The following is a 14,865-nucleotide window of genomic DNA, read 5'->3' on the forward strand; positions in this document are numbered from 1 at the left end:
GAATCACTTTGCGAACAGCCGGATTCGAGATCGCAGGAAAGCTCCGCAGCAACATGAATACACTATGATAGTACCCCTAGCGATCGACCATGGCACAGATTGTTGCCAAAGTCGGCGCCTGCTGCGGCGAAACACAATGCAATCGGCCTTCAAGGCGCTCAGCCGCGAAGCAGCGTATCGCGGATCAGTTTCAGGACCTTTTCCGACTCGATCCCTGTGGTGACGATCTGGCTCGGCCGATCGTCCCAATCGCCGGGCGGGAAGCGGCGGCCATCCGGCTTGACGATCGTCTGCCCGTCGGCAATGCCGCCGCAGACGACACGCACCGCGCCCGATATCGACGAGAACAGTTCCGGCGCCACGACGTAGACTGCGGCGCAGCTGTCATGCACCATCATGCCGTCCTCGACCGCATGCTTGTAGAAGTCGATGTAAGACTGCGAGAGTGCATCGAGCATTTTCACGGCGCCATCCCCCTCGGCCCCCATCCTGCCGAGATAACTGCGGCTCATCGTGGTGATCGAGGTGACGTCGAGGCCGATGACTGCGACTTTCCAGGGCGCGGTCATGACGATGTCGGCGGCCTCGGGATCGCCGTGAATATTGGCCTCGGCGACCGGCGAGACATTGCCGGGCACATAGAAATTGCCGCCCATGATGACGACGTCCTTGACCAGGGTCGCGATCTCCGGGTCTTCCTTCAACGCCCGCGCCAGATTGGTCATTCGCCCGACCGCGACCAAGCGCACCTCGCCAGGATTGGCACGCACGGTGTCGATGATGAAGCGGTGCGCCGGGCGCGGATCGAGCGGCAGGTCGATCGCTGCCGGCACCTCGATATCGCCGAGACCGTTGTCGCCATGCACCATGGAAGGCCATTCCCGCTCCGCTCGTGAGGCATCGATGGTGACGCTGGCGCCCTTGGCGACGGGCGCGGGAATATTCCATTCGCGCTTGAGGAAGAGCGCATTGCGCGTCGTCGTCTCGACCGATGCATTGCCAAAAACCGTGGTGATACCGATCAGATCGATTTCTGGATGGCGATGCAGGAAGAGAAGCGCCATGGCGTCGTCAACGCCCGGGTCAGTGTCGTAAATGACCTTGTGCATGATATGTCCTCTAAATGTGAATCGCGAAGCTGCCGGTTGGCGCCGCGAATTGCCGCCACCATAACGACCATCAGGCTTTCTGCAACCCGCCGCGGGCGACCGCCGCCGTCGCTTGCGCCGATTTGATTTTGCCAAGCACCAGTTCGGCATTGTCACCGATCGCCGCAAGTGCTGCCGATTCCGCAACGCCATGGCAGCCGACGCGAGCAAAGACGACGGCCGAGGGATTTTTAAGCCGCGGCGTTTCCCGTTCCAGCCGCGGAGCGTCGAAAAATAGGGCCGGCACGGCAAGATGCCTGGCAACTGCGAGGATTGCCGCCTCCTGCCGGCGGCTATAGATAGAAGCAATGGCGGCGAGTTCATCCGCGACGATACCGGCGGCCTTGAGCGCCTCGACGGCGAGCGCCAACACCTCCGCAGGCTGCGTCCCGCGCTCGCAGCCAAGACCGAGCACATGGCGCCGTGCCGGAGTGAAAGAAATGTCGCTCATGGAAGCAGCCGAATGTGCCCTTGCTGTGTCCTTGCAGCCATTGCAGCTTGGAGAGGGAAATGCAACAAGACCGGCTGAAAGCCTTTCTGGAATAGCATCTTGCCTGACATTGCCCTCCATCTGCTTCTGCTGCTCTGCGCGGCTGCCTTCTTTGCCGGTTTCGTCGATGCCATTGCCGGCGGCGGCGGTCTCATCACCGTTCCCGCCATGTTGATCGCCGGCATCCCGCCGCTGCAGACGCTCGGAACCAACAAGGTGCAATCGATCTTCGGTGCCGCTTCCGCGACGCTCGCCTACGCCCGCAAGGGCCATGTGGAGCTTTCCGAACAGCTGCCGATGGCGCTGATGGCGCTCATGGGCGGGGCACTCGGCGCCGCCCTTGCGACGATCGTACCAGGACAGGTGCTTCAAGCGATCATGCCTGTGCTGCTGCTGGCAATCGCGATCTTCTTTGCCGTCAAGCCTAATCTCAACGACCTCGACAGACACCGTCTCATCACGCCCTTCGCCTTCGGCTTGACGCTTGTGCCGGCCATCGGCTTCTACGACGGCGTCTTCGGCCCTGGCACCGGCTCTTTCTTCATGCTCGCCTTCGTCACCCTCGCCGGCTTCGGCGTGCTGAAGGCGACGGCCCACACCAAACTTTTGAATTTCGGCTCGAATTTCGGCGCACTGATCGTCTTTGCAAGCTTTGGCGCGATCCTCTGGAAAATCGGCCTGCTGATGGGCGTCTGCCAATTCCTCGGCGCACAAGTGGGCTCACGGCTTGCCATGCGCATCGGCGCAAAGCTGATCAAGCCGCTGCTCGTGATCGTCTGCGTCGCCTTGGCGGTTAAGCTACTCGCCGATCCCGCAAATCCGCTGCGGCTCTGGCTCGGCGTTTAGCCGCAATTAGAACTCCACACCCGGCTGCCCTTTGATGCCGGAGCGGAAGGGATGTTTGACGAGTTCCATCTCCGTCACCAGATCGGCGATCTCGATCAGGTCTTCCTTGGCGTTGCGCCCTGTCAGCACGACATGCGTCATGGCGGGCTTCTCATTCTTCAGGAAGGCGACGACGTCGTTGACATCGAGATAATCGTAGCGGAGCGCAATGTTGATCTCGTCGAGCAGCACCATGGAATTGCGTTCGTCGCGGATCAGCTCCTTGGCCTTTTCCCAGGCCGCCGAGGCGGCGGCGATGTCGCGGGCCCGGTCCTGCGTTTCCCAGGTGAAGCCCTCGCCCATGGTGTGGAACTGGCAGAGATCGGAAAAATGTTTTTCGATCAGATCACGCTCGCCGGTCCACATCGCGCCCTTGATGAACTGCACGACGGCCGACGGCTTGCCGTGGGCGATGTGACGGAAGATCATGCCGAAGGCAGCCGACGATTTGCCCTTGCCCTTGCCGGTGTGGACGATGATCAGGCCCTTGCCGTCCGTCTTGGTCGCCATGATCTTGTCGCGCGCAGCCTTCTTCTTCGCCATCTTCTCTGCGTGGCGCGCATCATCCTTGGCCGATTCGTTTTCTGGGATCTCGTCGCTCATCAGTGCACCTCATTCAGTTTCGTAGCGGCCAGGTCGAACCGGGCCGAATTGCTGCGCGGCGTCCAGAGCCCGCGATCGATCGCCTCGCGCAGTCGCTCTCTCATCTCATCGAATGCCGCCGGGTTCTTCTCGATCATGAAGCCACGCACGCCCGGATCAGCGACGAAGGCCCGATAGACCGCCTCGAAATGATGCGCGCCGACCGCGCCCGTCGTCGCCGCGAAGGCGAAGAGATAATCGACGGTGGCGGCGATCTCGGCCGCACCCTTGTAGCCATGGCGCATGACGCCCGATATCCATTTCGGATTGACCGCGCGCCCGCGCACGACGCGGCCGATTTCCTCCTCGAGCGAGCGGATCAAAGGTCGTTCGGGCCTGGAATGATCGTTATGATAGATCGCGGGGCGTGTACCGGCGAGCTGCTCGGCCGCCGCCGCCATGCCGCCCTCGAACTGGTAGTAGTCGTCACTGTCGAGCAGGTCATGCTCGCGATTGTCCTGGTTCTGAATGACGGCCTGCACCGAGCGCAGCCGCTCCTCGAACAGGCCGCGTTCGGCCCTGCCTTCCTCGCCGGCGCCATAGACATAACTTCCCCAGACGAGATAGGCCTCGGCAAGATCGGCACGCCGCTCCCAGCCCTTTTCATCGATCAGTGCCTGCAGGCCCGCGCCGTAGGCGCCAGGCTTCGAGCCGAAGATGCGATAGCCCGCCCGCTTCGCCGCCGTCTTCTCATCGAGCCCAGCCGCAGCGAGCCGCGCCGTCTCGCCGCGCATACGCCCGGCAATCGGATTGTCAGCCGCATCCTCTTCCAGCGCGCCGACTGCCCGGATCGCCTTGTCGAACAGGGCGATCTGCTCGGGAAAGGCGTCGCGGAAGAAGCCGGAAATCCGGAGCGTCACATCGACGCGCGGCCGCCCGAGCACTGCTTGCGATATGATCTCATAGCCGGTGACGCGGCGCGAACTCATGTCCCAGAGCGGCTTGACGCCGATCAGCGCTAGCGCCTGAGCGAGATCGTCACCGCCGGTGCGCATGTTCGACGTGCCCCAGGCCGTCAGCCCGAAAGAGACCGGCCACTCGCCGTGATCCTGAACATAGCGGCGCACCAGTAGTTCGGCCGACTTCTTGCCCAGTTCGTAGGCGGCCGGCGTCGGCACGGCGCGGCTGTCGACCGAATAGAAATTGCGGCCTGTCGGCAGCACGTCGGGCCGGCCGCGAGTCGGGGCGCCGGAGGGTCCGGGGGCGACGAAGCGACCGTCGAGGCCTTTGAGCAGCCCATCGATCTCGGCGCGGCCGCAGGCGAGGATGGAGGGTTTGAGATGAGTTTCAATCTCGGAGAGCACCGATCTGGTTTGAGACCAGAGAGTTGGGCACCCCATTTCACCGGAAACGAGCTTGGCGGCGAGCAGTTCAATGCGCTCGACGGTGTCACCGTTGCTGCGCCAGGGGGCGTCGAGGATATCTGCGAGGACAGCCGGGCGTGGCCCGACCCAAGGAGCAGCCATGTCGCAGTCGAGTGGGTCGAAGACAGACCCCTCCCCAACCCCTCCCCAGAGGTGGGAGGGGCTTGCTGGACGCGCCGCCTCCACATCATCTTTGAGTGCAGAGATTGCCGCGGGCGCAGCGGTAAGTCCCTCCCCCTTGTGGGGAGGGGTTGGGGAGGGGTTTCTCACAGCATCCCCAGCAATCGCCCGCTGCAGACTCGCATCCCCGCCCTCGCCGAGCCCGCGCGGCACCCGCGCCAGCGCCACGGTCAAGTCCGTCAGCAGCCGCCCCTCCGGCGACACGCCGAACACGTGCAGCCCATCACGGATCTGCATCTCCTTCAGATCGCAGAGATAGGCATCAAGCTTCTTCAGCGCCTCACCTTCGCTCTCGCCTTTCGCAATCCCCGCATCCCGATCCAGCCCGATATCGGTGACGAGATCGAGGATCTGGCGGCTGAGCAGCCGGATACGGCGAGGGTCGCCGCCAGCGGCCTGGTAATATTCGTCGACCAGCGCCTCCAGATCCTTGAGCGGCCCGTAGCTTTCGGCCCGCGTCAACGGTGGCGTCAGGTGGTCGATGATGACGGCGGCGGTGCGGCGCTTGGCCTGCGTGCCCTCGCCCGGATCATTGACGATGAAGGGGTAGAGATGCGGCAACGGCCCGAGGATCGCTTCCGGATAACACGTCTCCGACAGCGCCAGCGCCTTGCCCGGCAGCCATTCGAGATTGCCGTGCTTGCCCATGTGGATAACGGCGTCGGCGCCAAATTCGCGCCGCAGGAAAGCGTAAAAGGCAATATAGCCATGCGGCGGCACGAGATCCGGCGAATGATAGCTCTCCTTCGGATCGATATTGTAGCCGCGCGCCGGCTGGATGCCGACCAAGACGCCGCCGAAACGGGCGAAAGGCAGGGCGAAGACGCCGTCGCGAAAATAGGGGTCGTTCTCCGGCTCACCCCAGCGCGCCCTCACCTCATCCTGAATCTTTTTGGGAAGAGATTCCAGGAAGTTTTTGTAGCGACTGAGCGAAAGAGCCTCGCGGATGACCCGGTCGTCATGCCCGGAATTGGTCGGCCCCTCCATCAGATGGCGGATCAGCGCGTCGCCGTCGGCCGGAACATCGGCGACCGGATAATTCGCACCCGCCATCGACCGAAGCACCTCGATGCTGCCGGCCGGCGTGTCGAGCCCGACGCCGTTGCCGAGCCGGCCGTCGCGGTTCGGATAATTCGCCATAACGAGGGCGATGCGCCTCCTATTGGCGGGCGTCCCGCGCAGCCGCGCCCAGTTGGCGGCGAGCTCCGCCGTGTAGCGCACTCGACCGGCATCGGGCAGGCTGGCGACGATGTTCGCCTCGACAGCCGTGTCGTAACGCGCCGCCGTCTTGAAGGACACCGCCCGCGCCAATACGCGCCCGTCGACTTCGGGCAGCGCCACATTCATGCCGAGGTCGCGCGCCGACAGACCTTGAGACGAAGCCTCCCAGGCGTCCCGCGACGAGGCCGACAGGATTGCCTGCAGCACGATGGCGTCATTGACCTCAAGCACGGTCGGCTCGCGATCGGCACCAGGGGCGGAGACGGCAAAGCCTGTGGTGTTGATGACGACATGGGGCTTGAGGTGGGCGAAGATGGATTCGAGGATTCCTTTGGAGACGGGGTCTTTGAGGCTGTAGGCGAAGACCGGCAGCGGGTGCAGGCCCTGCGCTTGCAACGCCTCGATCAGGGCTTCGATGGGTCGGGTTTCTCCACTTTGGACGAGGGCGCGGTAGAACGCGATGGCGACGATAGAGCGGATCGTAAGTTCGGTATCCACCTTTTCCGTCGAATGTTCGCCCTTATCTTCGTCCGCGCGTGCGGTACCCCCCTCTGCCCTGCCGGGCATCTCCCCCACAAGGGGGGAGATCGAGTCGCCGACAGGGCTTCTCCAAACAACTGATGTAGGGCGACGGTCTCGCTCCTTGCCGATCTCCCCCCCTGTGGGGGAGGTGTCCGGCAGGACAGAGGGGGGTGCTTCCGCAGAAGTGCCAGAAACCAGCCTCTTCCACTCCTCAGTTCCAACCAGCCCCCGCCCCGGCCACCAGATGCCAGCCTTCATCAAAGGCGCGGCCGGCGCCGGCTTCTCCGCCCCTGACAGCATCGCCGATGCATAAGTGAGAAAATCCCGCGCATTGGCGTCGCCGCCTTCGATCAGATAGGCCCAGAGCGCGTTGAGATCGTCGAGGTCAACATTGGAGAAAGGAACCAGCCCGGCATCCGGCTTGGCATCGCCAGGCAACACCGCGATCAGCGCACCGTTGCGGGTTGCCGCCGCATGCAACGCCTCCAGCGCATAGTGGAAGTAGCTCGCCCCACCCAGCGCCCGCACAACGATCAGCTTGGCGTGCCGGGCCGTTCGCTCGACATAGGTATCGACCGACATCGGATGCTTGAGGCTCATCAGGTTCGCGAGCCTCAGCGAATGCGACATCCCCTCACACTCGCGATAGGCGGCCGCGATCGCGGCAAGCTCGGTGTCGGCAGCCGACAGGAACAGGATATCGCCCGGCGACTGGCCGAGGTCGATCGCCTCCTCGCCGTCGCTGATCGTTCCCTGCTGGGCCAGAAGCAGATGCATCGATTATCCCTGAATGAGCGCTTCGATCGCTTTGCGCACCGCGTCCTGGTTCATTTCGTGCAAGCCGATGACGACAAGGCGCGTGCGGCGCGCCTCGCCCGCTGCCCAGGCGCGGTCGAAATACTGGTCAATGCGGCTGCCGACGGCCTGCAACTGCAGGCGCATTGGCTTGTTCGAAACGTCGATGAAGCCCTTGAGGCGCAGCACGTCATGCTCAGCGATGATGTCCTTCAGCTTCTCGACAAAGCCTGTCGGATCGGAAACGGCGCCGAGTTCGACAACGAAGCTGTCGAATTCGTCGTGGTCGTGCGGCGTCCCTTCCTCGTGCTCCAGCTCGTGATGGGACTTGCGGTTGGCGATATCGTCTTCCGTGCCGATGCCGAGGCCGAGCAACACGCCGGCCGGCACCTCGCCATTCATGGCCTCGATCATGACCGGCTTGCGGGCGACGCGGGAGGCAACTTCGCTCTTCACGCGGCCCAGGCCATCGCCATCGATCAGGTCGGTCTTGTTGAGCACGATGAGATCGGCGCATGTGAGCTGGTCTTCGAACAGCTCCTCAATCGGGCTCTCATGATCGAGCGAGTCGTCTTCGCTACGCGCCGCCTCGACCGCATCATGGTCGTCGGCGAAACGACCGGCGGCAACGGCCGCGCTGTCGACCACCGTAATGACGCCGTCGACGGTCACCTGGGTGCGGATATCAGGCCAGTTGAAGGCGGCGACCAGCGGCTGCGGCAGGGCGAGGCCGGAGGTTTCGATGACGATATGGTCGGGCCGCTGTTCGCGCTCCAGAAGCTTCGTCATCGTTGGGATGAAATCGTCGGCGACGGTGCAGCAGATGCAGCCATTGGTGAGTTCGATGATATCGTCCTCGCTGCAATTCTCCGCGCCGCAGCCCTTCAGCACCTCGCCATCGACACCGAGATCGCCGAACTCGTTGATGATAAGCGCAATCTTTTTGCCGCCGGCATTGGTGAGCAGGTTGCGGATCATCGTCGTCTTGCCGGCGCCGAGGAAGCCGGTGATGACGGTTGCGGGGATTTTCTGCTGGTTCATGGAACTTCAACCCTTCATTTTCAACGGCAGACCGGCCGCGATGAAATAGACTTCGTCGGCCTTCGCCGCGATTATTTGGTGCAGCCGTCCGGCATGGTCGCGAAAATCGCGCGCCATTCGATTGTCAGGCACGATGCCAAGGCCAACCTCGTTGGAAACAACGACGATCCGCGCCCTGGCGCTAGGCAGGAAATCGGCGAGCGCCGTAAACTCCGCTGGGATATCTCGCTCCTCCATTATCAGATTGGTCACCCAGAGCGTCAGGCAGTCGATCAGCACAATGCGCCTCTCGCCGTCGATGGCGGTAAGCTTCTCGACGAGATCGAGGGGCTCCTCATGCGTCGTCCAGGAGGGGCCGCGATCGGCCTTGTGCTGGGCAATACGCGTCCGCATCTCCTCGTCCCAGGCACGGCCGGTGGCGAGGTAGTGGCGCTCGAGGCCGCTTGCCATAACGAGATTTTCGGCAAAACGGGATTTGCCGGAGCGCGCGCCGCCGAGGATGAGGGTGGTGGTCATACTGAAGCGGCCTTCGGAGAGAAGATGTGGCCGTTAGCCGTCGAGGCTGTGACACCCGCATACTCGACATAAGCGGCCGAAATCACCGCACCGCCGCCACTGTATCGCACCACCGCAGGCGGCACTGAATTCGTTCGTTCAGCCAAAACAACCTCCGTGCTGGCAGCGGGTCTCTTGCCCAGGGTTGGGCTTTTCGCCCGGCACGGAAGGCAGGTCTCCTGGCTCGCGGTTATCGGCGGCGATCGGGGCGAACCGGAAGCCCGGTCGCCCCTGATCGTGCCAGCGGATCTGCCTCGCCTTCCCGGCTGCCTCGATGAAAAGGTGGACGATTCGTAGAGATAGAGGCGTCCGACCCCGGTTGATCACCATGCATTTCCAGTGGCTTTTCCGGCATGTCGCCCATCCCACCCGCCTGCACGATTGCAGCCCGCCAGCCGAAAGGGTTCGATGCCGGATGGAAGACCCTGACCGCTCTACAGTCGCGGGGTCGGCTGTGATGAAGGCGCCCGATGTGGGTCCGCCCCGTCACATTCCCTTTTCATCCGGAAAGCGAAATGCCGATCCGGAACCATCCGTTATTCCTCGGATGGTTAGGCAAGCCGGCGGGTGAAGTCAACCGACCTTCGCAAACACCTTCCCGCAACGTTGCGCGAAAGGCCAGCCAACACCACTGACTCTACCGGAAATATCGTCTTTTATCAGATGCTTACGTCATAAATATTTGACCCGCCGGTCGGCTTTTCGCCGCAATTGCGTTGCAAGGCAACCGCACCTCCGCCCTTGACCCGGCCTCTCCTCGCCTAGTTGTCTAGCCATGCTTATGAAATTGGATCGGCGCCGCCTGCGCACGCTGCGTGTTTTCTTCGATCCGGGGCGGCTGCGTGCGCTGACGCGCCGCAGCGAAGTTGGCCTGTCGCTGACAGGCGCCATCGTCGGCATCGCTTCGGGCCTTGCCGTGACCGGCATGAGCTATGTCTCCAACCAACTGCACCAGCTTGTTTTCGGCATCGCCGACAGCGACAGGCTGAGCGCGTCTGCCATCGAGGACAAGATGCTGCTGCTCACCGCCCCCGTCATCGGTGGCGCCCTGCTCGGCCTACTGCTCCTGGTCCTCGCCAAACGGCGCAAGAAACCAATGGTCGACCCGATCGAGGCGAACGCACTGCATGGCGGCCGCCTCTCCCTGACCGATAGCATCATCGTTGCCGTACAGAACCTGATCTCCAACGGCTTCGGCGCCTCCGTCGGCCTGGAGGCCGGCTATACCCAGCTCGCCGCCGGCATCGCCTCCAAATTCGGCCTGAAGCTGCAGCTACGCCGCTCGGACCTGCGCATCCTCGTCGGTTGCGGCGCGGCCGGCGCCATCGCCGCCGCCTTCAACGCGCCGCTGACGGGCGCCTTCTACGCCTTCGAGCTGATCATCGGCACCTATACCATCGTGTCGTTGACCCCGGTCGTCGTCTCCGCCCTCGTTTCAACCCTCATCGCAAGGTTGCTTGTCGAGGGCGATTTCACCATCGATATCGGCAGCTTCGGCTCGGTCGTGCCGGCCGATTATATCCCGGCGCTGCTGCTCGGCGTCTTCTGCGCCGGCGTTGGCATTCTCCTCATGCAGGGCGTAGCCTTCATCGAGGAGGTGGCGCGCAAAAGCTCGATCGCCCCGCCCTTTCGCCCGGCGCTCGGCGGCATCATCGTCGGGCTTCTCGCCATGATCTCCCCCCAGGTTCTTTCGGCCGGCCACGGCGCGCTGCATCTCAACCTGTCCCGCGACGTGGCGATCCCGGCGCTGATCGGTCTCTTCCTCCTGAAATCCCTTGCCTCGGCGATCTCGATCGGCTCCGGTTTCAGGGGCGGGCTGTTTTTCGCCTCGCTGTTCATGGGCGCCCTGCTCGGCAAGCTCTTTGCTTATTGCGCTCCCTATTTCGCCGATGCGACATTGACGCCGGTCATTTATGCCGTGGTCGGGATGAGTTCCCTGTCGGTCGCCGTCATTGGCGGGCCGCTGACGATGACCTTCCTGGCGCTCGAAATCACCGGTGATTTTCCGATCACGGCACTGGTTCTTGCCGCCGTCATCACCTCCTCGCTCGTCGTGCGCTCGACCTTCGGCTACTCCTTTGCCACATGGCGCTTCCACCTGCGCGGCGAAAGCATCCGCAGCGCCCACGACGTTGGCTGGATCCGCAATCTGACGGTGAACAAGCTGATGCGCGCCGACGTGAAAACGGCAAGGGCCGATATCTCGTTGGAGGAGTTCAAGAAGACCTTCCCGATCGGCTCAACCCAACGCGTCATTCTCGTTGAGGAGAACGACAAATATGCCGGTCTCGTGCTGGTGCCTGAGATCTACGCCAACCCGACCGACGCCCAGGACGAGAGCCAGACGCTTGCCGATTTCGTCCGCTACCGCAATGATTTCCTGCAGCCGCAGATGAATGCCAAGCAGGCGGCGGCGATCTTCGACAAGAGCGAAAGCGAAGCGCTCGCCGTCGTCAACAATCTGATCGAGCGCAAGGTGGTGGGACAGCTCAGCGAAAGCCACACGCTGCGCCGCTACAGCGAAGAACTCGACCGCCGCCGCCGCGAGGTGTCGGGCGAGATTTGAGCGAGCCTTAAGAAGCGGCGCCGGCAAGCCTGAAGACGTCGACTCTCTTGGAAACGCCACGCAGCTCGAAAGACCCGAGATAGTCGCAGGGCACGGCGCAGGTCGCTGCGAAGCTCTCCGACAGCAGCAGCGGCTGCTCAAGCGCTCCGCACAGCTTTTCAAGCCGCGAAGCCTCGTTGACGGCCCTGCCGATCACGGTGAAGTCCAGCCGGCCTTGGGCACCGACATTTCCGTAAAAAACCTCGCCGAGATGCAAGACGACATCAATCCCGATATCGGGGCCACCATTCAGCGTCCGTTCGCGATTGAGCTCCTCGTTTGCCCTCAGCAGGTTCTGCGCCGAAGCCAATGCGGCTTTGCAAGCCATTTGCGGATCCTCGGTGTCCGTCGGAAAGATTGCCAGCACGCTATCGCCCATGAACTTGAGGATCTCGCCGGAATTCTCCTCGACGTGCCGGTCGATCAGTTCGAAGTGCTCGTTGAGAAAGCCGACGATCTCCCCCGGCTGATAGGCCTCGGTCAGCGCCGTGAAGTTGCGGAGGTCAGCAAGCAGGATGGCGGCATCGATGGAGCCGCCCATCCCCCTGCGGGTTTCACCGGCAAGGATGCGCGCGCTCGTCCTGGCGCCGGTATAGACGGCGAGGATATCGGTCGCGGTCTTGGAAACCGCGACACGGTAAGCGGCAAGCCCCAGCGCTGGGAACAGTTCATCGATGATCGCCAGCTGATCATCTGAAAATCCGCCCGGAGAATCGCTCGTTAGAGAGAAACCGAGCCCGCGCAGCGCGACTTCCTTCGGGAACTCGAAAAGATTGACCACATGGTCCGTGCCACCGGCAAGCGCAAATTCGTAGAGCTCGCCATAGTGGAGACCCTCGCCTTTCGCCAGGTTCCACCGCCCCGTCTTCTCACCGCGGTTCAGAAGATAGAATATCGGCGTCTTCTCAAAGTTGCGCTCGGTCTCGCTGCCGTGCTCCGCATTCTCGAGAACAGTCTCACCGCCCCGCATGAAATTGGCGGCGATGCCGCGATACATCGGATGTAGGGACGGCATGCGGATGCTTGCGCGCCAGATCGGAAACCCGTCCGCGATCAGCCGTTCACACAGGCCGGCGACGAGATCGCCGATATGCTCGCTGGTGATTCCCTGCTCTATAACCCACTGGATATGATCTTTAATTTTGGAAACCTCCGCATGAGGATGGGAAACCTGGAATGGGCGTCACCATCGAGGCCGGTGCCGGGAACAACAGGACAGGTGCCGAAAGGGCCTAGCCGCACACACTACTTATTAGCCTGCTTCGCATTGCGATACTACTCCCGCGCGAATTATGTGATAGAGAATACAGATAGGTATGCGCCGTGTGGCCCCCTCATCTGCCTGCCGGCATCTTCTCCCCGCCGGGGAGAAGGGACTCGGGGCAGCGCCTCGCTCCCATTTGAGACCATTACGGTAGGAAAACGATGGTCGGCGGCTTGCTCCCCTCTTCGCCCCGGCAGACCCCGGCGGGGAGAAGGGTGGCCCGAAGGGTCGGATGAGGGGGCCATACGGCTCACTCTTCACTGCCCTTGCGCTCAGTAAATTCTCCCGACCTCCAGCAATTCACCCAACCACCGCGCATCCAGGCAGCGCTCCAGTTCCCCGGCAACCTCATCAAGCGCCCGCTCCACGCTCTCACGGTAGTTCCCCTGTCCGCCGGAAAGCCCGAAGCTTTCCAGCAGCCGGGCGCGATAGGCATCGCTCCCGAAGAGCCCGTGTAGATAGGTGCCCATGATCCGCCCATCCGCCGAAACCGCTCCATCGGGCGCGCCGTCGACGATCGCGGAAGGCCTGACACAATCCGGGCCGCGGGTGATGCCGAGATGGATCTGGTAGCCGGAAAGCGGCGCGTCATATTCGGTCGAGCGGGCATGGCTGTTGCGCACGGTCTTCTCAGGCGCCATCTCGGTTTCGACGTCGAGAAGCCCGAGCCCCGGCGTCTCGTTCGTGCCGCCCTCGATGCCGCGCGGGTCATGCACCATGCGACCGAGCATTTGATAGCCGCCGCAGATGCCGATCACCCGCCCGCCGCGCCGGACATGTGCCGCAAGATCGCGGTCCCAGCCTTGAACTCTGAAATCGGCGAGGTCCGCTATCGTCGATTTCGACCCTGGAAGAATGACGAGGCTCGCATCGGCAGGCAGCCGCTCGCCTGAGCGCACGAAGACCAGCTCGACATCCGCCTCCGCCCTCAGCGGATCGAGGTCGTCGAAATTGGCGATGCGCGGCAGCACCGGCACGGCGATCTTCAGCGCCCCGGCACCGCCCCTCGCCAGCCGCTCGAGCACGACCGAATCTTCGGCCGGCAGACGCGCGGCAGCCTGCAGCCACGGCACGACGCCGAAGCAGGGCCAGCCGGTGAAGCCTTCGATGGCGCGGATACCGTCGTCGAACAGCGAGATGTCGCCGCGAAATTTGTTGATGAGATAGCCCGCGATCATCGCTCGATCGCCCTCGTCGAGGATCGCCTTCGTGCCGACCAGCGAGGCGATGACGCCGCCCCGGTCGATATCGCCGACGAGCACGACGGGCACGCCCGCTTTCGTCGCAAAGCCCATATTGGCGATGTCGCCGGCCCTGAGATTGATTTCTGCCGGCGAGCCGGCGCCCTCGACGATGATGAGGTCAGCGCCGGCAGACACCTTATCGAAGCTTTCGAGTACGGCGCCGAGCAGTTGCGGCTTCAGCCGCTGATAATCCCGCCCCTTCGCCTGTCCGAACACCCTGCCCTGCACGATGATCTGGCTGCCGCTTTCCGATTGCGGCTTGAGCAGCACCGGGTTCATATGAACCGAGGACGGCGTTCGGGCGGCGAGCGACTGCAGCCATTGCGCCCGGCCGATCTCGCCGCCGGCATCGGCGACCGCCGCGTTGTTCGACATATTCTGCGGCTTGAACGGCCGCACGGTCAGCCCGGCATTGGCCGCCAGCCGGCAGAGACCAGCCACCAACACCGTCTTGCCGACATCCGAGCCGGTTCCCTGCAGCATGATCGCTCTTGCCATGGCGGCCGCCTTTCCCTAAGGCATCGCGCGTCCGAAAATCGGTTCGGATTTTTCGGGCCGATGCACTAGCCGGAGGCCTACAATGGCCGCCGATCCCGGGTCAAGACTTCGGATATTCTTGTGAAAGCGCGAAAACCGCGCATGGCCTTGGCTCTGCGCGGTTTGCCGAAAACTCAGGCGTCTTCGCCCCTACACGGCGAAGCTCGCTTTCTCCGGTACGCACTACCTGAACCGGAGAAGCAGCGGTCGTTGCCGCCACGCCCCAACAGATAACGGCACATTCTTACCGGAGAGTTATTGAAGGCTTACGCAAATGTTAATTTCGACTTTTTTTGATCTGCCCAGGCGGAATTTCCGCCACCATTGCGCCGGCGTTCGCAAACAGCGTCCATTTTCGATCCGGGGAAATTT

The 14,865-nt window shown here is 62.9% G+C and carries 10 protein-coding genes and 1 riboswitch; of the genes, 2 read left to right on the top strand and 8 right to left on the bottom strand.

Features of this window, described 5'->3' with window-relative positions; translation table 11 throughout:
- Window positions 1–158 precede the first annotated feature (158 nt).
- On the bottom strand, window positions 159–1,109 hold the full coding sequence (locus tag AMK00_RS12710; RefSeq protein WP_064810580.1) for a nucleoside hydrolase: 951 nt from the start codon (window positions 1,107–1,109) through the stop codon (window positions 159–161).
- A gap of 70 nt (window positions 1,110–1,179) precedes the next feature.
- Window positions 1,180–1,599 (bottom strand): cobalamin biosynthesis protein, encoded by a 420-nt coding sequence (locus AMK00_RS12715; RefSeq protein ID WP_064810581.1) that lies wholly within the window; start codon window positions 1,597–1,599, stop codon window positions 1,180–1,182.
- Window positions 1,600–1,698: 99 nt separating this feature from the next.
- On the opposite strand from AMK00_RS12715, the gene AMK00_RS12720 reads away from it, so the two are divergent.
- On the top strand, window positions 1,699–2,484 hold the full coding sequence (locus AMK00_RS12720) for a TSUP family transporter (protein WP_064803212.1): 786 nt from the start codon (window positions 1,699–1,701) through the stop codon (window positions 2,482–2,484).
- 6 nt (window positions 2,485–2,490) lie between these two features.
- Here AMK00_RS12720 and cobO read toward each other — a convergent pair whose 3' ends face one another.
- The 4 genes from cobO to cobU are packed head-to-tail and all read right to left on the bottom strand — an operon-like array spanning window position 2,491 to window position 8,804.
- Complete coding sequence (cobO, locus tag AMK00_RS12725) at window positions 2,491–3,126, bottom strand: cob(I)yrinic acid a,c-diamide adenosyltransferase (protein ID WP_064810582.1); 636 nt, start codon at window positions 3,124–3,126, stop codon at window positions 2,491–2,493.
- Complete coding sequence (cobN, locus tag AMK00_RS12730) at window positions 3,126–7,229, bottom strand: cobaltochelatase subunit CobN (RefSeq protein ID WP_064810583.1); 4,104 nt, start codon at window positions 7,227–7,229, stop codon at window positions 3,126–3,128. Before cobN ends, cobO begins: the two co-directional genes overlap by 1 nt.
- Window positions 7,230–7,232: 3 nt before the next feature.
- Window positions 7,233–8,288 (bottom strand): cobalamin biosynthesis protein CobW, encoded by a 1,056-nt coding sequence (cobW, locus tag AMK00_RS12735; protein ID WP_064810584.1) that lies wholly within the window; start codon window positions 8,286–8,288, stop codon window positions 7,233–7,235.
- A gap of 6 nt (window positions 8,289–8,294) precedes the next feature.
- Window positions 8,295–8,804, bottom strand: a complete 510-nt coding sequence (gene cobU, locus AMK00_RS12740; protein ID WP_064810585.1) for a bifunctional adenosylcobinamide kinase/adenosylcobinamide-phosphate guanylyltransferase — start codon at window positions 8,802–8,804, stop codon at window positions 8,295–8,297.
- 439 nt (window positions 8,805–9,243) lie between these two features.
- Window positions 9,244–9,392: riboswitch (cobalamin riboswitch) on the bottom strand.
- A gap of 226 nt (window positions 9,393–9,618) precedes the next feature.
- Between cobU and AMK00_RS12745 the strand changes: the two genes are divergently transcribed.
- Entirely contained in the window at window positions 9,619–11,409 is a 1,791-nt protein-coding gene (locus AMK00_RS12745; protein WP_064810586.1) for a chloride channel protein, read from the top strand.
- A 7-nt stretch (window positions 11,410–11,416) separates the two neighbouring features.
- Here the strand turns inward: AMK00_RS12745 and AMK00_RS12750 are convergent, their stop codons facing one another.
- Window positions 11,417–12,589: an adenylate/guanylate cyclase domain-containing protein gene (locus AMK00_RS12750; protein WP_335720568.1), complete on the bottom strand. Its 1,173-nt coding sequence runs from the start codon at window positions 12,587–12,589 to the stop codon at window positions 11,417–11,419.
- A gap of 395 nt (window positions 12,590–12,984) precedes the next feature.
- The gene (locus AMK00_RS12755; protein WP_064810588.1) at window positions 12,985–14,454 is read right to left on the bottom strand and encodes a cobyric acid synthase; all 1,470 of its coding nucleotides are present in this window, start codon (window positions 14,452–14,454) and stop codon (window positions 12,985–12,987) included.
- Between the last annotated feature and the right edge of the window lie 411 nt (window positions 14,455–14,865).

Origin of the sequence: Rhizobium sp. N621 (assembly GCF_001664325.1) — a bacterium.
In the GTDB taxonomy this organism is placed as follows: Bacteria; Pseudomonadota; Alphaproteobacteria; order Rhizobiales; family Rhizobiaceae; genus Rhizobium; species Rhizobium esperanzae.

Excerpts from the sequence above, each read along its gene's own strand:
- cobN (WP_064810583.1), bottom strand. The coding sequence starts at position 7,229 with ATGCATCTGCTTCTGGCCCAGCAGGGAACGATCAGCGACGGCGAGGAG.
- AMK00_RS12745 (WP_064810586.1), top strand. The coding sequence starts at position 9,619 with ATGCTTATGAAATTGGATCGGCGCCGCCTGCGCACGCTGCGTGTTTTC.
- AMK00_RS12755 (WP_064810588.1), bottom strand. The coding sequence starts at position 14,454 with ATGGCAAGAGCGATCATGCTGCAGGGAACCGGCTCGGATGTCGGCAAG.
- AMK00_RS12715 (WP_064810581.1), bottom strand. The coding sequence starts at position 1,599 with ATGAGCGACATTTCTTTCACTCCGGCACGGCGCCATGTGCTCGGTCTT.
- cobW (WP_064810584.1), bottom strand. The coding sequence starts at position 8,288 with ATGAACCAGCAGAAAATCCCCGCAACCGTCATCACCGGCTTCCTCGGC.
- cobU (WP_064810585.1), bottom strand. The coding sequence starts at position 8,804 with ATGACCACCACCCTCATCCTCGGCGGCGCGCGCTCCGGCAAATCCCGT.
- AMK00_RS12710 (WP_064810580.1), bottom strand. The coding sequence starts at position 1,109 with ATGCACAAGGTCATTTACGACACTGACCCGGGCGTTGACGACGCCATG.
- cobO (WP_064810582.1), bottom strand. The coding sequence starts at position 3,126 with ATGAGCGACGAGATCCCAGAAAACGAATCGGCCAAGGATGATGCGCGC.